Annotated in this window: 20 protein-coding genes; 16 read left to right on the top strand and 4 right to left on the bottom strand. The window is 67.8% G+C overall.

Annotation, left to right across the window (positions count from 1 at the left end; genetic code table 11):
- Position 1: 1 nt before the first annotated feature.
- Both flgC and SSA01S_RS06215 read right to left on the bottom strand, forming a co-directional pair.
- On the bottom strand, positions 2 to 415 hold the full coding sequence (gene flgC / locus SSA01S_RS06220) for a flagellar basal body rod protein FlgC (protein WP_058717172.1): 414 nt from the start codon (positions 413 to 415) through the stop codon (positions 2 to 4).
- Between the two features lie 3 nt (positions 416 to 418).
- The gene (locus tag SSA01S_RS06215) at positions 419 to 769 is read right to left on the bottom strand and encodes a flagellar basal body rod protein FlgB (RefSeq protein WP_061779691.1); all 351 of its coding nucleotides are present in this window, start codon (positions 767 to 769) and stop codon (positions 419 to 421) included.
- Between the two features lie 247 nt (positions 770 to 1,016).
- Here SSA01S_RS06215 and SSA01S_RS06210 point away from each other — a divergent pair, with 247 nt between their 5' ends.
- The 10 genes from SSA01S_RS06210 to SSA01S_RS06165 all read left to right on the top strand — a co-directional run bounded on the left by SSA01S_RS06210 (position 1,017) and on the right by SSA01S_RS06165 (position 8,678).
- Positions 1,017 to 1,706: a motility protein A gene (locus tag SSA01S_RS06210; protein WP_061779664.1), complete on the top strand. Its 690-nt coding sequence runs from the start codon at positions 1,017 to 1,019 to the stop codon at positions 1,704 to 1,706.
- Positions 1,703 to 2,245 (top strand): hypothetical protein, encoded by a 543-nt coding sequence (locus tag SSA01S_RS06205; RefSeq protein ID WP_061779663.1) that lies wholly within the window; start codon positions 1,703 to 1,705, stop codon positions 2,243 to 2,245. Before SSA01S_RS06210 ends, SSA01S_RS06205 begins: the two co-directional genes overlap by 4 nt.
- Positions 2,242 to 2,739 carry a flagella basal body P-ring formation protein FlgA gene (locus SSA01S_RS06200; RefSeq protein WP_061779662.1) on the top strand — a complete coding sequence of 166 codons (498 nt, stop codon included), beginning with the start codon at positions 2,242 to 2,244 and terminating at the stop codon, positions 2,737 to 2,739. Before SSA01S_RS06205 ends, SSA01S_RS06200 begins: the two co-directional genes overlap by 4 nt.
- A gap of 157 nt (positions 2,740 to 2,896) precedes the next feature.
- A complete protein-coding gene (gene flgM / locus SSA01S_RS06195) occupies positions 2,897 to 3,148 on the top strand; it encodes a flagellar biosynthesis anti-sigma factor FlgM (RefSeq protein ID WP_061779661.1) in 252 nt (83 codons plus the stop codon).
- Entirely contained in the window at positions 3,135 to 3,446 is a 312-nt protein-coding gene (locus SSA01S_RS06190) for a flagellar protein FlgN (protein WP_058717371.1), read from the top strand. Before flgM ends, SSA01S_RS06190 begins: the two co-directional genes overlap by 14 nt.
- Positions 3,447 to 3,681: 235 nt before the next feature.
- Positions 3,682 to 4,539 (top strand): hypothetical protein, encoded by an 858-nt coding sequence (locus SSA01S_RS06185; protein WP_061779660.1) that lies wholly within the window; start codon positions 3,682 to 3,684, stop codon positions 4,537 to 4,539.
- A 3-nt stretch (positions 4,540 to 4,542) separates the two neighbouring features.
- The gene (gene flhA, locus SSA01S_RS06180; protein ID WP_061779659.1) at positions 4,543 to 6,624 is read left to right on the top strand and encodes a flagellar biosynthesis protein FlhA; all 2,082 of its coding nucleotides are present in this window, start codon (positions 4,543 to 4,545) and stop codon (positions 6,622 to 6,624) included.
- Positions 6,621 to 7,430, top strand: coding sequence for a sigma-70 family RNA polymerase sigma factor (locus tag SSA01S_RS06175; protein WP_061779658.1), 810 nt, complete (start codon positions 6,621 to 6,623; stop codon positions 7,428 to 7,430). Before flhA ends, SSA01S_RS06175 begins: the two co-directional genes overlap by 4 nt.
- Before the next feature lie 70 nt (positions 7,431 to 7,500).
- A complete protein-coding gene (locus SSA01S_RS06170) occupies positions 7,501 to 8,238 on the top strand; it encodes a HipA family kinase (protein ID WP_061779657.1) in 738 nt (245 codons plus the stop codon).
- Positions 8,235 to 8,678: a DUF3037 domain-containing protein gene (locus SSA01S_RS06165; RefSeq protein WP_061779656.1), complete on the top strand. Its 444-nt coding sequence runs from the start codon at positions 8,235 to 8,237 to the stop codon at positions 8,676 to 8,678. Before SSA01S_RS06170 ends, SSA01S_RS06165 begins: the two co-directional genes overlap by 4 nt.
- Positions 8,679 to 8,815: 137 nt before the next feature.
- Here SSA01S_RS06165 and SSA01S_RS06160 read toward each other — a convergent pair whose 3' ends face one another.
- Positions 8,816 to 9,652, bottom strand: a complete 837-nt coding sequence (locus tag SSA01S_RS06160; RefSeq protein WP_058717376.1) for a flagellin N-terminal helical domain-containing protein — start codon at positions 9,650 to 9,652, stop codon at positions 8,816 to 8,818.
- A 200-nt stretch (positions 9,653 to 9,852) separates the two neighbouring features.
- Positions 9,853 to 10,701 (bottom strand): flagellin N-terminal helical domain-containing protein, encoded by an 849-nt coding sequence (locus tag SSA01S_RS06155; protein WP_061779655.1) that lies wholly within the window; start codon positions 10,699 to 10,701, stop codon positions 9,853 to 9,855.
- A gap of 297 nt (positions 10,702 to 10,998) precedes the next feature.
- On the opposite strand from SSA01S_RS06155, the gene SSA01S_RS06150 reads away from it, so the two are divergent.
- The 6 genes from SSA01S_RS06150 to SSA01S_RS06125 are packed head-to-tail and all read left to right on the top strand — an operon-like array spanning position 10,999 to position 17,651.
- Entirely contained in the window at positions 10,999 to 12,282 is a 1,284-nt protein-coding gene (locus SSA01S_RS06150) for a sigma-54 interaction domain-containing protein (protein WP_058751744.1), read from the top strand.
- A 23-nt stretch (positions 12,283 to 12,305) separates the two neighbouring features.
- Positions 12,306 to 12,653 (top strand): flagellar hook-basal body complex protein FliE, encoded by a 348-nt coding sequence (gene fliE, locus SSA01S_RS06145; protein WP_058717384.1) that lies wholly within the window; start codon positions 12,306 to 12,308, stop codon positions 12,651 to 12,653.
- Between the two features lies 1 nt (position 12,654).
- A complete protein-coding gene (fliF, locus tag SSA01S_RS06140; protein WP_061779654.1) occupies positions 12,655 to 14,505 on the top strand; it encodes a flagellar basal-body MS-ring/collar protein FliF in 1,851 nt (616 codons plus the stop codon).
- Positions 14,502 to 15,524, top strand: coding sequence for a flagellar motor switch protein FliG (fliG, locus tag SSA01S_RS06135; protein WP_272867545.1), 1,023 nt, complete (start codon positions 14,502 to 14,504; stop codon positions 15,522 to 15,524). Before fliF ends, fliG begins: the two co-directional genes overlap by 4 nt.
- Positions 15,517 to 16,320, top strand: coding sequence for a FliH/SctL family protein (locus tag SSA01S_RS06130; protein ID WP_061779653.1), 804 nt, complete (start codon positions 15,517 to 15,519; stop codon positions 16,318 to 16,320). Before fliG ends, SSA01S_RS06130 begins: the two co-directional genes overlap by 8 nt.
- Positions 16,314 to 17,651, top strand: coding sequence for a FliI/YscN family ATPase (locus SSA01S_RS06125; RefSeq protein WP_061779652.1), 1,338 nt, complete (start codon positions 16,314 to 16,316; stop codon positions 17,649 to 17,651). The genes SSA01S_RS06130 and SSA01S_RS06125 overlap by 7 nt, the downstream gene beginning before the upstream one ends.
- Positions 17,652 to 17,658: the final 7 nt, after the last annotated feature.

Raw genomic sequence — 17,658 nt, 5'->3', positions numbered from 1 at the left:
ATCAGCGGCCCAGCTTGAGGGTATCGAGGATCAGCGACTTGGCGGTCTGCATCACCTCGACATTGTTCTGATAGGTGCGCGCCGTCTCCATCATGTCGACCAGTTCGCGGGTCTCGTCGACGGCGGCTTCGTAGATATTGCCGTCCTTGTCGGCCAAGGGGTTGTTCGGATCGTGGCGCTTGGTCGGGTCCTCGCCCGCGGTCACGATCTTCTCGACATCGACGGTGGACAGGCCGGTCGCGGCGTCGAAGCTGGTGCGGAAGACCGGCTTCATCGTCTTGTACGCGGTATCGGCCGACCCCGCGACGCCCCCGGCATTGGCCAAGTTGGACGCGGTGGTGTTCATCCGGATCAGCTGGGCCGACATGGCGCGCCCGGCGACCTGGAAGATGGACATGGGGTTGGTGGTGGCCATGGCTTACTCGCCCTTCAGCGCACGGGTGATGGTGGAGATGCGGCCGTTCAGGAACGACAGCGTCGTCTGATACTGGACCGCATTCTCGGCGAAGGCGGTCTGTTCCTGGTTGAGTTCGACCGTGTTGCCGTCGAGCGAGGTCTGGAGCGGCACGCGGTACTTCAGCGCGTCGCCGATGCTCCCCGCCTGATCCTGGCTGCCCTCGACGGCGGCCAGCGCCGCCTTGAAATCGATGTCGCGCGCCTTGAAGCCGGGGGTGGAGGCGTTGGCGATGTTGGATGCCAGCACACCCATACGCTGTGCCCGGACCTCCAGCGCGGCACCGTGCACGCCGAACAGTGTTTCATTGGCCATCGTCATTCCTCCTTTCCGGCGAGACGCTCTTCGCCAGCGGGGATACGCAACACCCGTGCCAATTGACCCGACCAAAGGGGACAGGCCGGAAGCGGCAGGGGCGCAAGGCCGCTTTCCGGCAACGCCTTGCCGCCTTTTTGCCGGTCCGGCGGCAAGCACCGGCAATCCCCCCGCCCCCACCTACGAGCCCCCGCCCCCTGGGATGCCGCTGGCCCGAATTGGCCCGCCCCTTGCAAAGCACGGGCGCATGAACGGTTTGCCGCCCCTCTCCCAATTCTTCGATCCGGCCGCCCTGGCGATCGTGCTCGGCGGAACGCTGGTTGCGACGCTGCTGCGCACGCCGTGGCGCGATGCGGGCCGCAGCGTCCGGGCGCTGCGCGTGCTGGTCCGCGCGCCCTATTCGGCCGAGCCATTGCTCGAACAGATCACCCATCTCGACCGGATCGCCCGGCGGCACGGCGTGCTGACGCTCGACCGGTCGGTCATCACCGATCCCGACCTGGCCGAGGCGATCGCCGCGATCGTCGATGGCGAGCGCCCCGAGGCGGTCGTCGCCTGCACCCGCCATGCCCGGCTGGCGCGGGTCGAGCGGCATCTGGCGGTCGCCGATGTCTGGGCAGGAGCCGCCGAGGCCGCGCCCGCCATGGGCATGGTCGGCACGCTGATCGGCCTGGCCGCGATGTTTGCGACGATGAACGATCCGCAGCGGATCGGCGGCGCGATGGCGATCGCGCTGCTGGCCACCTTATATGGCGCGCTGTTCGCCAATCTGGTCGCGCAGCCCATCGCCACCCGCCTGCGCCGCGCCGCCCGGATCGAGGCGTTCGAGCGGATGCGCATCGAATTGCCGCTCGCCGCTTTGTCCGCGCGCGAGGCACCGGCGGCCGCGATCAGCCCGCCGACTCCGCCCCGCCGCCCGCTGGCGACCGTCGCATGACCGAGTTCGACTTCCCCGCCACCGTCCCCGCGCGCCCGCTCTGGCTGGTGACGCTGGCCGACCTGGCCCTGTTGCTGGTCGGCTTTCTGGTGCTGGTGCAGGCCATGGGGATGGAGCGTCGCCCGGCCCTGGTCGACGCCTTACGTGCCGAGTTCGGTGCGATGGGCCCGGCACAGCATGCGGCGCCCCCCGCGCCGCCGTCGATCATGCCGGTCGCCGCCGCCGCGCTGCGCTTCGCCCCCGGTTCGGCCGAGCCGATCGATCCCGATCCGTTGCTCGTCCCCTGGGCGCGCGAGGCGCTGGCCGATCCGCGGGTCCGCCTGTCCGTCACCGCCGCGACCGATGGCAGTGCGGCCGATGTCGATCCGCTGACCCATAGCGCGGTCGTGCTCGCCGCCGATCGCGCGCGCGCCGCCGCCGCGCTGATCGGGCCGGTCGCCGCGAACCGCCTGACCCTCTCCACCGCCACCGCCCCGGGCCAGCGCAGGGCGCTGGTCACCCTGGCCTTTTCCGGCGAAGCACAAAGGAAACCCCGATGATCTTGCCCCTGCTCCTCGCCGGCGCCGCCGGTTTTCAGGATGTCAGCGCGCTCGACGCCGCCGTCACCGCCTTTACCGGCCGCCCGATCGGGGTGGAGGGCGGCGCCCGTTCCGCCGTCGATGCCCGGCTGAAGCTGGCGCAATGCCCGACCGTCGCCCTGTCCTGGCGCACCGAGATGCACGATGCGGTCGTCATCGCCTGCGCCTCGCCGCAATGGCGCATCTTCGTGCCCGTCCTGTCGGTGCCCAAGGCCGCCCCGGCGGCCACCGCCATGCCAGCGGTCGCGATCAAGCAGGAGCCGGTCATCCGACGCGGCGATCCGGTGACGATCGAGGCAGGCTCGAACGGCTTTTCCATCACCCGCGACGGCATCGCCATGGCCGATGCCGCACCCGGCGCGCACTTCCCCGTCCGCATCGATTCCGCCCGCCAGCCGGTCCAGGCCGTCGCCTTGTCCAGCGGCCGCGCCACCCTGCCCGGCTGGGCCGAGTGATCGGACGGCAGGCGGGAAATAACCGGATTTCTTGCTAAAGGATTTCACCACCCGGCCGTTTCATGGAATGTCAGCGGAACCGATAGGTGCGGGCATGGTGGAAATATCAACTTCAAGGCTGAATGCCGGAGACATAAGGACCGCGCGGTTAACGCCCGTGGAACGTGTCGCGGCGACCCCGGAGGCGGGGCTCGCTTCGGCTCCGGCCGCAGCGAAGGACACCAACGGTGACACCAGCGCCCTTACGGGTCTGGCCAGCGCGATGTCGGCCCAGCCGCCGGTGAATTCGGAGCGCGTCGCCCAGATCAAGCGGGCCATTGCCGACGGCCATTTCCCGATCCTGCCGGCAACCATTGCCGACCAGATGATCGCCCTGAAGCTGAGCTGGAACCATAATGACGCGGCGTGACGGTTTGATCCGGGTCATCGAGGCCCTTCATCGGGAAATCGCCGCGCTCAAGGTGAACGACGTCGCCGCTCTGGAGCGTGCGACCACCGAAAAGCTGGCCGCGATCGAAGAGATCGCCTCGCTGGGCACCGGCCCGGCCGGGCCCGAACTGCGCGAGCTGGCCGACGAGGCCAATCGCCTGAACGAGACGTGCCGCATCTATGTCAACCTGATGGCGGCCAATGTCCGTCGTCGGTTGCAGACGCTGACCGGCGATGCCGGCGGCAGCTATCGCCCGATGATGCGCGCCTACGCCTGATTGCCGCGCCGTTGCCGCCTGCCGGGCGGCAAGGCGTTGCCGCTTTGCCGGATCGACCGAATGCCAGGCGGCTCCCCTCGCTGACACGCCCCTCTCCACCACATAGTCAAAGCCGGGTTTTTCCGGGCTTTTTTGTTGTCCGGCACGTTTTTCCGGCCTTAGCCGCCCCGGCAGCCACGCGAATTGGCACGCCCCTTGCTGAGTAAGCCCCGAACAAGGGCTTTAACCAAACAGCATGACCGTCCAACCCGTATCCCAAGCCAGAGTCCAATCGGCCATCGCGCTGGCGTCCAGCCGCACGGGTGTCGATTTCGGCTATCTGCTCGGCCAGGCCAAGCTGGAGTCGGGGCTGAACGCGAATGCACGGGCGGGCACCTCGTCCGCCTCGGGCCTGTATCAGTTCGTCGAACAGAGCTGGCTCGCCGTGGTGAAGAAGCACGGCGCCGAGCACGGCCTGGGCTGGGCCGCCGACTCGATCGGCCAGTCGGGCGGACGCTATTATGTGACGGGTGGCGCGCGTGCGGCGGTCATGGGCCTCCGCAACGACCCCACCGCCGCCTCGCTGATGGCCGCCGAGCATGCCTCGGACAACAAGGCCGCCCTCGAATCGACGCTGGGCCGCGAGGCGGGTGGCACCGACCTGTACATGGCGCATTTCCTCGGGCTCGGCGGCGCGACCAAGTTTCTGGGCACGATGGCCAGCAATCCGCAGGCCAGCGGCGCCGCACTGTTCCCGGCCGCCGCGCGCGCCAATCGCTCGATCTTCTATGCCTCGAACGGCCAGCCGCGCTCACTGTCGGACATCTATGACCGTTTCGCCGCCAAGCTGGCGGGCACCCAGGCCGACAGCAACGAGACGCGCGCCGCCAACCTGCAGTTCGCGGCCCAGTCGCTGGCGCTCCAGGGCATGAACGGCGACGCGACCGTCGTCACCGGCACCAACGAAAGCGCCGCCGATGCGATCGCCTGGGCGACCAGCACGATGAACCAGCTGGGGATGCGCAGCGCCGCCACCACCGCCGACAGCGTGCTGCGCCCCAAGCCCGACCATGCGCGCCTGGCATATATGATGCTCGCACGGATGGGTGGCTAAGCGATGGGCAAGCTCTTCTCCAGCGGCCGCACCATGGCGCTGCCCGCGGCGATCCTGCTGCTGGTGCTGGTCATGGTCGTGCCGATCCCGCCGGCGCTGCTCGACATCTTCTTCGTCGCCAACATCGCGATCAGCCTGGCCGTCCTGATGGTCGCGCTGAACGCCGAAAAGCCGCTCGACTTCTCGGCCTTCCCGACCGTCCTCCTGTTCGCGACCCTGTTCCGCCTGGGCCTGAACGTCGCCTCGACCCGCATCGTGCTGGTCCATGGCCATGAGGGTGAGAGCGCGGCCGGTCACGTCATCGAGGCGTTCGGCACCTTCCTGATCGGCGGCGACTATGTCGTCGGCCTCTTCGTCTTCGCGATCCTGATGATCATCAACCTGATCGTGGTGACCAAGGGCGCGGGCCGCGTGTCGGAAGTGTCGGCCCGCTTCACCCTGGACGCCCTGCCCGGCAAGCAGATGGCGATCGACGCCGACCTGAATGCCGGTCTCATCACGCCGGACCAGGCCAAGGCGCGTCGTCTGGAAGTGTCGACCGAGGCCGATTTCTACGGCTCGATGGACGGTTCGTCCAAGTTCGTGAAGGGCGACGCGGTCGCCGCGATGCTGATCCTGGCAGCCAACATCATCGGCGGCCTGATCCTGGGTCCGGTCAGCCATGGCATGGGCATCGCCGAAGCGGCCAAGACCTATATCCTGCTCGCGATCGGCGACGCGCTGGTCGCGCAGCTGCCCTCGCTGATGCTGTCCATCGCCGCCGCCGCGATCGTCACCCGCGTCTCGTCCGACAAGGACCTGGCGGGCCAGATCGGGTCGCAGTTCGGCGCGTCGAAGACCTGGATTCCCGTCGCTGTCATCCTGGGCCTGCTCGGCGTGCTGCCCGGCATGCCGCACATGATCCTGCTGCCCGCCGCCGCCATCGCCGGTTTCACCGCGTGGAAGCTGCGCCAGATCGAGAAGCGTCCGGTCCTCGCGCCGCCCGCCCCCGCGCCGGAGCCGGTCGACCCCTCGCGCGTCAGCTGGGACGAAGTGATCGACGGGATGCAGGTGCATATCGACATTGGTTACGGCCTGGTGCCGCTGGTCGACGAACGGCGCGGCGCGCCGCTGATGGCCCGCATCACCGGTGTCCGGCGCCAACTGTCCAAGGATCTCGGCTTCGTCGTGCCGCAGGCGCGCGTCCGCGATGACATCGGCCTGGCGCCCTATAGCTATCGCATCATCATCAATGGTGTGGTCGCCGCCGAGGATCAGGTCTCGCCCGACGAGATGCTGGCGCTCGACACCGGCCAGGCGTTCGGCACGCTGAACGGCAAGGCCGTGCAGGACCCGACCTTCGGCCTGCCCGCGACCTGGATTCTGAAGGGCGACGCCGATGCGGCGACCGGCATGGGCTATCTCGTGGTCGATCCGGGCACGGTCATGGCGACGCACCTGAACCATGTGCTGACCACCAACGCGTCCGAGCTGCTCGGCCCCGACGAGGTGCAGGCGCTGCTCGACGGGCTGAAGGAACGCGCCGCGCAGCTGGCCGCCTCGCTCTGCCCGACGCCGCTGCCGCTGACCACGCTGACCCAGGTGCTGAAGGGCCTGCTGGCGGAGAACATCTCCCTCAAGGAGTTCCGCCGCATCGCCAGCGCCATCGCGGTCGCCGCGCAGAAGTCGACCGACGCCGAGGATATCATCGAGCTGATCCGCCCCAATCTGGGCGGCCTGATCATCCAGAAGCTGTGCGGCGTGCGCGAACCGCTGCGCGTCATGACGCTGGACGGCCAGCTCGAAGGGCTGCTCGGCCAGGCGATGCGCGCCGATGTGTCGCGCCGCCATGTCATCGAACCCGATCTGGGCCAGCGGATCACCACCGCCCTGACCCAGGCCGCGCAACCCCTGATCGCCGAGGCCAAGCCCTTTGCCCTCGTCGTCCAGCCGGGCGTCCGTCTGGCGATGCGCAAATTGCTGCGCACCTGCCTGCCCGACGTGCCGGTCCTCTCTTTCTTTGAAGTGCCGGAAGACAAGCCGGTCGAAGTCGTCGCCGTCATCGGCGCCCCCCATCACCCCCAGCAACAGGCGATTGCTGCATGACCTCGCACCCTCTCAGCGGCGCATTCATGAATGCCCAGCCGATCAATCCGACGAGCTTCGATCCGGCGCTGATCAACCCGACCGTCGCGGACCAGCCGCTGACCTATCGCCCCGCCCCACGAGGGCCAGCGGGCGATACGAGCGCGCTGATCCGGCGTCACCTGCCGCTGGTCCGCCGCATCGCGTGGCATGTCCATGGATCGATGTCGAACCTGGTCGAGATCGAGGATCTGGTCCAGGTCGGCCTGGTCGCCTTGGTCGAGGCGACCGCCTCGTTCGAGGAGCGCGGGGTCGAGTTCGGCCATTATCTGAAGGCGCGCCTGCGCGGCGCGATGATCGACGAGCTGCGGCGCCAGGCGACCACGACGCGCGGGGCCATGCGCCGCCGCCGCGACTATAGCAAGACCGTCGCCGCGCTGACCCAGGCGACCGGCCAGGCGCCGACCGACGAGGTGGTGGCGCAGAAGCTGGGGGTCTCGGTCGAGAAGCTGCGCACCGAATACAAGACCGCCGAAGCCGTGCGCATGGAGCCGATCGAGGACGTCTATGCCGACGACCTGCCCTGGTTCGCCGACGACACGCCCAACGCCTTTGACCAGCTGGTCGAAAGCGATCTGCGCGACGCGCTGATCGCCGCCATCTCCGGCCTGCCCGAGCGCGAGGCGCTGGTCATCCAGCTCTATTATGTCGAGGAACTCAATCTCGAGGAAATCGGCCAGGTCCTGGGCGTCGGCGCCGCCCGCGTCTGCCAGATCAAGAGCGCGGCGCACGCCCGGCTGAAAAAGGCGCTCGCCGCGCAGGCGTGATGGAACAGGCCTGGGCCATCGCCACGATAGCGATGGCCGCCATGGGGGCGACCTGATAGGCTGAAGCGCAATGCCGCTTTCGCTCCCCATGCTGGACGTCGTCGAAATCGTCAGGCCGATCGATAGCGGCATGACGCGTCCCTATCTGTGCCGCCTCGAAGACGGGGCGCTCTATGCGGTCAAGGGCCGGGCCGCGCTACCCCAGGGCCTGATCGCCGAGGTCGTGGCGGGCCAGCTGGGCCGCCTGCTCGGCCTGCCCATTCCTCCCTTCGCCATCGCATACATGCCACGATCGCTGCTGCGCCATCATGGCGACGCGGGTGTGGCCCAGGCCGTGGGCGAGGGTCCGGTCTTCGCCTCCGCCTGGCAGGATTCGGTCCAGCCGATCACCCCGCTGACCCTGGCGACGATGGACCAGGAGCTGCTGGCGCGCCTCTATATCTTCGACCACTGGATCGCCAACGGTGACCGCTCGCTGACCGAACATGGCGGCAATCCGAACCTGTTCGTCCGACTGGGCGACGGCGCCACCGTCGCGATCGACCATAATCTGGCCTTCGCGGCGGACTATGATCCCGAAAAGGAGCTGCCGGTCCATGCCGGTCGTCTCGCCTGGGAGGGTGTGACCGATCACGCGGCCTTTTTCGCGACGATGCGCGCCGATCTGGAGCGCGTCCGCGCCGACCTGCCCGCGATCGTCGAGACGCTGCCCGAGGAATGGCTGGAGGAACAGCCGCGCCTTGCCGATCGGATAGCGACGATACTGGACAGGTTCGACGATATCGGTTTCTGGGTGGAGCTGGCATGAAGACCCTCTACCGCTATGCGATCATCCGCTTCTGCCCGTTCGCGGAAACCGAGGAGTTCGCCAATATCGGCGTGATCGCTCTCGACCTGTCGCACGGCCAGATCGATTACCGGATCGCGGCGAAGGACTTCCCCCGAATCGAGCGGTTTTTCGGTTCGGTCGGCTACGTCGCCTATCAGGGGGCGATCGACCTGCTGCGACTCGAGCTGGGGCGGATCAGCGAATATATGTTGGGTTATGCCGCGCGGAACGGCGAAAGCGCTTTTCAGACCATCATCGCGCCGCGCGAATCGACGATCCGGTTCAGCGAGCCGCGCATCGCTCAGGCGGATATGCCGCTGCTGCTGTTCATCGAGGGGCTCTATACCCGTTTCGTCCGGCCGGACGGCGCACCCGCCATGCTCTCGCCGTGGAACGCTCTACCACCCACCGCCCGATGATCTGACGCATACGCAAGTAAACCCCGGCGGCCCGAAGACCGCCGGGGTTTTTCCTGCAAACCGGTTCGCCGAAGCGCGGCCGGTTGGCCCCGGCACCCGAGTGGGGGCGCGGTGCCAGGGCGCTCAGGAACCTGGTATTACTGTCCGAGCAGCTTGAGCACGCCCTGCTGCGACTGATTGGCCTGGCTCAGCATGGCGGTGGACGCCTGGCTGAGGATCTGGGCCTTGGCGAGTGCCGTCGTTTCCGCCGAGAAATCGGTATCCTCGATGCGGCTGCGCGCGGCCGAAAGGTTGGTGGCGTTCGACGTCAGGTTGTTGATCGCCGACTGCAGCCGGTTCTGCACCGCGCCCAGACCCGAGCGGAAGTTCGACACCTTGGCGATTGCCGTGTCGAAATCTTCCAGCGTCGGCGGGGTCGTCGACTGCAGCTTCTGGTTGGGAAAGTCGATGATGGTGGTCAGCGTCGAGTCGGTCTTCAGATTGCCGAACGTCATGGTGAGCGCGTCGGTGGAATAGGCGCCCGCCTGGATCTGCACGGAACCCGACGAACCCGCCGTGCCGTCGAACAGCTTCTGACCGTTGAAGGTCGTGTTGGTCAGGATCGTCGAAATCTGTGCCGACAGCGCGTCCTGCTCGACGGTGATGCTGGTCTTGTCCTGCGCCGAATAGGTCGCGTTGGCCTTCTGCACCGCCAGTTCGCGCATCCGCTGCAGCATGTTGCTGACTTCCTGGAGCGCGCCTTCGGCGGTCTGCGCCATCGAGATGCCGTCATTGGCGTTGCGCACGCCCTGATTCATGCCTCGGACCTGTGCGGTCATCGAGGACGTGATGGCCAGGCCTGCCGCGTCGTCCATCGCGGAGTTGATCCGCTTGCCCGTCGAGAGACGGTTCATCGAAACGTCGAGCCCTGTCTGGGCAGAGATCGATGCATTGGCGGCGCGTAAGGCCGAGATGTTGGTGGCGATCACCGTCATGGTTGTTCTCCAAAGCTGGAGCTCTCCGCCGCCCCCAAGGCGAAGGTCGAGCTGCCACCACGGAAAACGGTCGCCTTTCGCCGCACTTTAGGAAAAAAGTGCAGCGGGCGACGAATATTTTTGGCTGCCCCCCGCCATCTCATTGAAATGGCGGGGGAACAGTTATCGGGGGTTCAGGGGATAAACCCCCAATCCGGGGCTTAGCCGAGCAGCTTGAGCACGCCCTGCTGCGACTGGTTGGCCTGGCTCAGCATCGCGGTCGACGCCTGGCTGAGGATCTGGGCCTTGGCGAGCGCGGTCGTCTCGGTCGAGAAATCGGTGTCCTCGATGCGGCTCTTGGCTTCCGACAGGTTGGTCATGGTCGAGGTCGTGTTGTTGACCGCCGACTGGAGCTGGTTCTGGGTCGCACCCAGGCCGGCCCGGGCCGTCGCCACCGCGCTGATCGCATCGTCATACTGGGCCAGCGTCACACCACCGACCGAGGAAGCGGTCGGCGCGGTGCCACCGGCACCACCCGTCACGGCCTTCATCGCAGCATTGCCGCCCGAGCCACCGGTGAAATCGGTCGACTTCAGCGTGACCGTATCGGCGGCGCTGGCACCGGTCTGGATGGTGAAGCCGGTCGCGGCACCCGAGTCGAACAGCTTGTTCTTGTTGAACGTGGTGTTGCCCAGCACGCTGTTGATCTGGTTGGCGAGCGCCAGCTGCTCGTTGTTGATGTTGGCGGTGTCGGTGCTCTGATAAGTGCCGTTGGTCGACTGGACCTTCAGCTCGCGCATCCGCTGCAGCATGTTGTTGACTTCGTCCATCGCGCCTTCGGCGGTCTGGGCCATCGAGATGCCGTCATTGGCGTTGCGGATACCCTGCGCCATGCCGCGGATCTGCGAGGTCATCGACGAGGAAATCGCCAGGCCCGCCGAGTCGTCGGCTGCCGAGTTGATGCGCTTGCCGGTCGACAGGCGCTGCATCGACGTGCTCAGCGCATTCTGGGCCAGGTTGCTGGCGGCGGTGGCGCGCATCGCATTCACGTTCGTCGCAATAACAGTCATCGTTCTTCCTCCGAGTAGCTCGACGGGTCCCTCGCTGTCCCCTGGGACCGTCGAGCCGTCGAAGTGGAGAACGGCCGCATTCCGGCAGGATTTAGCCGCCATCCGGCAATTTTCCGCCGTAAAGTTTTGCCGGTTTTGCCGTTTACCGCGGGCGTGCGGGCGCAGGCCGGCGCGCCTGCTGCGGGCGGGTGCACCCGCCCGCCCGCGCCCGGAAAAAAGTTGCCGCCGGAATTGCCGCATTAACCTGCGTTTTACCAAGGAGAGCGCATTGACGAGTCACGAAAGGACTTGTCGCCGATGCCGTCGATTCACCCCTCCCCCGCGCTGGTTAAGCAGAAATACGCGCTGATTTCCGCGTTGCGCGCCCAGGGCCTGGCCATTGCCGAACCCGGCGCCGCGCCCCAGGCCGGGGACATGTTCCTGCTGGCGAAGGGCGACACGGTCGTTCACCCGTCCCGCACCGTGATCGTCGCCGACGGCCCGGAGGCCTCGGTGGTCCCGATGCAGGGCAATTGCCCGATCACGGTCACCTATCCGGCAAACGAGTCCGGTGTCGGCAACAGCTTCGTCCGCGCGCTGGTCGCAGGCCCCGCCATGCCGACCGCCGCCGACCCGGAAAGCCTGGCCCTCTTCACCCTGGCCGAGCGCGTGGCCCAGTCGGACATCACCGTCCTGATCAACGGCCCGACCGGCACCGGCAAGGAAGTGCTGGCCCGCGCCATCCACGCCCAGTCGTCGCGCGCCACCAAGCCGTTCGTCGCGATCAACTGTGCCGCGCTGCCCGAATCCATGCTGGAGGCGCTGCTCTTCGGCCACCAGAAAGGTGCCTTCACCGGCGCGGCGCAGGCGGGCGAAGGCTTCTTCCGCGCGGCGGACGGCGGCACGTTGCTGCTCGACGAGATTGCCGAAATGCCGCTTCAGCTCCAGGCCAAGCTGCTCCGCGTGCTGCAGGAGCGCGAGGTGATCCCGCTCGGCGCGTCGATGCCGCAGTCGGTCGACGTCCGCGTCATCGCCTGCGCCAACCGCGACCTGCAGGCCGAAGTGGCCGCGGGCCGGTTCCGCGCCGACCTTTACTACCGCCTTTCGGTCTTCCCGCTGACCACCAAGTCGCTGTGCGAGCGGCGCATGGACATTCCCGCGCTCGCCGCAACGATGATCCTGCGCCACGCTGCCGGTCGCACCATGGTGCCGTGGCCGAGCACCGCCGCGATCGAGAAGCTCGCCAAGCACAATTGGCCGGGCAATGTCCGCGAACTGGAAAACGTCATCCAGCGCGCGCTGCTCTTTGCGGGCGGCGCGACCATCGAGCCCGAGCATATCGTGTTCGACCGCGCGATGGTCGCCAACGACCTGGATGACGAACCTGCGATCGGGTCGGTCGCCGAGGCGACGCTGGGCAAGGTCGTGCAGATGAGCGAGTTCGCCGCGATCCGCGAGATGCTGGCCGCATGCGGCGGCAACCGGGTCGAGACTGCCAAGCGCCTGGGCATTTCGGAGCGCACGCTGCGCTACCGCCTCGCCAAGGCGCGCGAGCAGGGCGAAGAGATCATCCGCCCTTCTAGCCGGGCCATGACCGCGTGAGTGTCGGTGGTGTCGGCGGCGCGATGAGCGTCGACCGGGTGATGGCGCTTCGCGCGCAGATCCTGGAACGCAATCAAGCGCTCAAGGCGGCAAGCCAGGCCGGTGCCAACCAGGCGGCACAGGCCGCCCAGACTCAAGCTCCCGCAGCCCCGGCGACCTTCGCCGACACGCTGGAGACCGCGCTGAAGGGCGTGAACGAAGGCCAGCAGCAGGCCGCCCGCCTGTCCGAATCCTATGAACGCGGCGAAACGGTCGACATCGCGAAGGTGATGATGGCCCGCCAGCAGGCATCGGTCGGCTTCGAGGCCACGTTGCAGGTCCGTAACAAACTCCTGTCCGCCTATAAGGACATCATGAGCATGCCGGTGTAAGATGAGCACAGCCCTCACCCCCGCATCCGCCAATCCCGCAACCGCGCTGCCGCCTTTGCCGGAAAAGTTCGCCAACCCGCTTCGCCAGATCAAGTCGGTCATGGCCCAGCCTGCGGTCCGCCGGTCGGCGCCCATGGCGCTGCTGATCGGGCTGATCGCCGCCGCCGCGCTCGCGTGGATGGCGCTGTCCAGCCCGCCGCAAAAGACGCTGTTCGAGAATCTGTCGGATGCGGACAAGCAGGCCGTGACCTCGGCGCTGTCGACCGCGAACATCAAGAGCAAGATCGACGACGGCACCGGCGCGTTGACCGTCAACGAAGAGGATTATTCGCGGGCCCGGATGCTGCTGGCCAGCCAGGGGCTGCCGAAACAGGCCCCCGGCGGCTATGCCATTCTCGACCAGTTACCGATGGGCGTCAGCCGCGCGGTCGAGGGCGAACGCCTTCGCCAGGCGCGCGAGAGCGAACTGGCCCGCTCGATTCAGGAGATCGACGCGGTGGCGGAGGCGCGCGTGCACCTCGCCACGCCCGATGCCTCGCCCTTCATCCGCGACAAGTCCTCGCCCTCGGCTTCGGTGGTGCTGAAGCTGAATGCCGGGCGCTCGCTGTCGGAATCGCAGGTCCAGTCGATCGTCAACCTCGTCGCCTCGTCGGTGCCGGGCATGAAGCCCGAGGACGTGACCGTGGTCGACCAGATGGGCGGCCTTCTGTCCAAGAAGGGCGCGGACGGCGCGAGCGGCGACGATCGCCGCATCGAGTTCCAGCGTCGCCTGGAAGAGAAGTACCGCACCCAGCTGATCCAGCTGCTGACCCCGCTGGTCGGCGCGGGCAACTTCACTGCCGAGGTGCAGACCGAGGTCAATCTCGACGAAACCAGCGCGACCCGCGAACGCTATGACAAGGACGGCGCGCTGCGCGCCGAAACCGGCAACTGGACCGGCAACCAGAAGGACCCGACCACGCCCGGCGGCATCCCCGGTGCGCTGTCCAACACGCCACCGCCCGCCAGCACGTTGCAACAGCCGCAGCCCGCGAACGGCGCGAACGGTGCGCCGCCCGCCGATGGCAAGCCGGTCGCCGGTGGCCCGGGCGTCAATCCCGAGAAGCAGTCCGATGCCTTCCAGCGTGCCTATGACCTGAACAAGGAAGTGTCGGTCACCCGCGCCGCGCCGGGTTCGATCAAGCGGCTGACCGTCGCCGTCCTGCTGCGCGATCCCGCCACGGGCAAGCGCAGCCAGATGGAGATCAACCAGATCTCCGACCTGGTGAAGTCGGCGGTCGGCTTCGACCAGCAGCGCAACGACAATGTGACCGTGATCAGCCGCAAGTTCGCCGATGCCGGCGTCGAGGAAAAGCGCGCCTGGTACGACAATAGCTGGATGCCGGTGGCGGCGCGCAACGCGACCGCGCTGGTCATCGCGCTCCTCGTCCTGCTGCTGGGCGTGCGTCCGCTGGTCAAGGCGATGACGAAGAAGAAGGACGAGGCCGATACCAAGGCGCTGCCCATGGGCGCCGCCGATGGGGCGACCGGCCTGCCCGGCCAGATCATCACCACGCCGGATGGCTCGAAGATGGTCGTGAATCCCGAGGGCGCGGCCGTGCCGCTCGACGCCGCCGCGCTGGCTGCGCTGACCGCCGCGGGGATCGACGTCGCCAAGATGAACCCCGCGCTGACCCAGGATGGCGTCGAATATATGGCGCAGCTGCGGCCCGTGACGCTGGACGATATCGAACAGTCGACCCATCTGAACGAGCGTATCGTCAAGGTGCGCGGGTTCACCCGCGACAATCCGGCCCGCGCCGCACTCGCCATCCGTGACATGATCCGTACTTCGGAAGAGGAAGCCGCGTGACGACTGGTGCCGACTCCCCGCGCAGCTATACCGGTGTCGAGCGGGCCGCTGTCCTGATGATGCTGGTCGGCGAGGCCGAGGCCGCCGCCATCCTGCAGAAGCTGGACCCGGAGGAAGTCCGCGAGCTGGGCCGCGCGATGTATTCCATCGCCGATGTCAACGAGAGCGAGGTCGACGCCGTTCTCGACAATTTCGTCGGAGCGGCCCGCGCCCGCAACTCGATCGCATTCCAGCCCAAGCCGATCGTGGAAAAGATGATGAACCGCGCGCTCGGCCCCGAACGGGCCGACAGCGTGCTGTCGCGCATCACTCCGGCCGAGGCGCAGTGCGAGATCGACATGCTCAAATGGCTCGACGCCGGCGACATCGCCAAGATCGTCGAGAAGGAACATCCCCAGATCGGCGCGGTGATCATCGCCAATTGCGATCCGGCGGTCGCGGGCCAGGTGCTCGAACTGCTGCCCGAGGTCATGCAGCCCGACATCCTGCACCGCGTCGCCCGGCTGGGCCCGGTGACGCCGCAGGCGGTCGAGACGCTGAACGCGGTCCTGCAACGCCGTAGCGGCGGTGGCGGCAATGGCGGCGGCAACGGCCTGGCCATGGGCGGATCGCGCGAAGCCGCCAAGATCCTGTCGAGCGCGCGCAAGGCGACCGAGCAGCGTGTCATGCCCAAGCTGTTCAAGATCGACCGCGACGTCGCCAAGCAGATCGAGGAGGCGCTGTTCATCTTCGAGAACCTGCTGGAGATGGACGACAAGAATCTCGGCACCCTCATCCGCAATGTCGATGGCGAAGTCCTCATCCGCTCGCTCAAGGGCGCGGACGAGGCGGCGCGCGAACGCTTCCTGGGCTGCATGTCGTCGCGCGCGGCGGCGGGCATCCGCGACGAAATGGAAGGTCGCGGGCCGATGAAGTTGTCGGAGGTTCTGGAGGCGCAGAAGGCGATGATCGCCGTCGCGCGCAACCTGGCCAAGGAAGGCACCATCATGATGGGCGGCGGGGAGGACGATTATGTCTGATTTCGTCGCGGGCTTCTCGGCCCGGCAGAATGCGGCCGCCGCCGCGCTGCAACAGGCCTTCACCCCGCCGGGCGGCTTTGCCCGCACCGACTTGCCGGGTCTGGCCGGTCTGGGCATCGACCTGGGTTCGGGGCCGATCTCGTTCCGGGCGCGCTCGCCCATGCCGGGCGGCCAGTCTGCCGCCGAACCGGCGGGCGAGGTCAAGCCGCGCCACTTCCACCCGGTCAACCGCGCCGAGGACCCGACCGACGGCTGGGACCCCTTTGCCGCGTGCGAACCCGGTGCCGATCCTGCCGCCGATCCGATCGCGATGGCGCGCGCCGCCGGTCATGCCGAGGGTTATGCCGAGGGTGTCGAGGCCGCGACCGCCGAGTTCCAGGCGCTCGCCGCCGGGCAGGCGCGCGATGGCCAGCTGCTCGACGGCATCACCCAGGCGCTGGCCGCACGCATCGACCGCGAGCTGATCGCGGGACAGCTGCGCCACACGGTCATGGCGCTCGTCACCCGGCTGGTGGGCGAGATCGGTATCGATGCCGACCGGCTGACCGCCCGGATCGAGGGGGCGGTCGACCTGCTGACCGATGCACAGGAATCGGCGATGTTGCGTGTCCACCCCGAAGACGTCGCGCTGCTCGACGGTCGCCTGCCGCAGACCATCTTCCCGGTCGGCGACCCGACCATCGAGCGCGGCAGCTTCGTGCTGGAAAGCGCCTCCACCATCGTCGAGGACGGCCCGCGCCTGTGGCTCGACCAGCTCGCCGCCGTCATGGACAAGGTGCCCGTTCCCCAATGCTGAACCGCTTCGCCGCCGATTATCTGGATACGCTGGCGAGCGCGCATTTCGCGCCGCGTGCCGCGGTCTGCGGCCGCCTGTCGTCCTATGACGGGCTGTTGATGGAAGCGGTCGGCCTGTCGCTGCCGGTCGGTACGGTCTGCGCCATCGGCGACGATGCCGAGACGCGCGTCGAGGCCGAGGTGATCGGGTTCCGCAACGGCCGCACGCTCCTGATGAATCTGGGTGGTCCCGCCGCGCTCCTTCCCCGTGCGCCGGTGCGTCCGCTCGGCGCTCCGGGTGAGGCCGAGGTCGGCGCGGCGATGCTGGGCCGCGTGGTCGACGGGTCGGGCAAGCCGATCGACGGCCTGGGTCCCATTCGCGGCGCGGGCCGCTGGCCGCTGGCGGGCAAGATGCAGTCGCCGCTCGATCGCGGCCGGGTGCGCGAGCCGCTGGACGTCGGGGTGCGCGCGATCAACGGCCTGCTGACCATCGGCCAGGGCCAGCGCGTCGGCATCATGGCGGGCTCGGGCGTCGGCAAGTCGGTGCTGCTGGGCATGATGGTCCGCGCCGCGCGCGCCGACGTCATCGTCATCGGCCTGATCGGCGAGCGCAGCCGCGAGGTCGCCGACTTTCTGGAGACCAAGGTCGCAGGGGAGGCCCGCGCGCGCTCAGTCGTGGTCGCGGTGCCCGCCAACCACTCGCCGGTGCTGCGCATTCGCGGCGCCCTGCGCGCCACGGCCATTGCAGAAGCATTCCGTGCCGAGGGCAAGAAGGTCCTCCTCATCATGGATTCGCTGACCCGCGTCGCCCATGCCGGTCGCGAGATCGGGCTGGCGCTGGGAGAACCCGCCTCCGCGCGCGGCTATCCGCCGTCCGCCATCGCGATGCTGCCCAATCTGATCGAGCGGGCGGGCGCGGATGCGCATGGCACCGGTTCGATCACCGCCATCTACACGGTGCTGGCGGACGGCGACGACGGCAATGATCCGGTCGTCGACTCGGCGCGCTCGATCCTGGACGGGCATATCGTGCTCAACCGCCATCTGGCCGAGCGCGGCGTCTATCCGGCGATCGATATCGGTCCCTCGGTCAGCCGTGTGATGACCGATATCGTCGGCAAGCCGCATGCCATGGCCGCGCGCACGTTGCGCCGTCACCTGGCGACCTATGAGGAAAATCGCGACCTGGTGCTGATGGGTGCCTATCGCGCCGGGGCCGATCCCGCGATCGACGCCGCCATCGCCTGCCACCCGGCGGTGATGGAATATATCCGCCAGGACGCCGACGAGATCGTGCCGCTCGACCATGCGGTCGAGGAGCTGGTCGGCGTGTTCGGCCAGCCCGGCCTCTGACCCGAAG

This window comes from Sphingomonas sanguinis NBRC 13937 (assembly GCF_001591005.1).
GTDB lineage: Bacteria > Pseudomonadota > Alphaproteobacteria > Sphingomonadales > Sphingomonadaceae > Sphingomonas > Sphingomonas sanguinis.
This window is presented reverse-complemented; position numbering and strand designations above follow the sequence as displayed.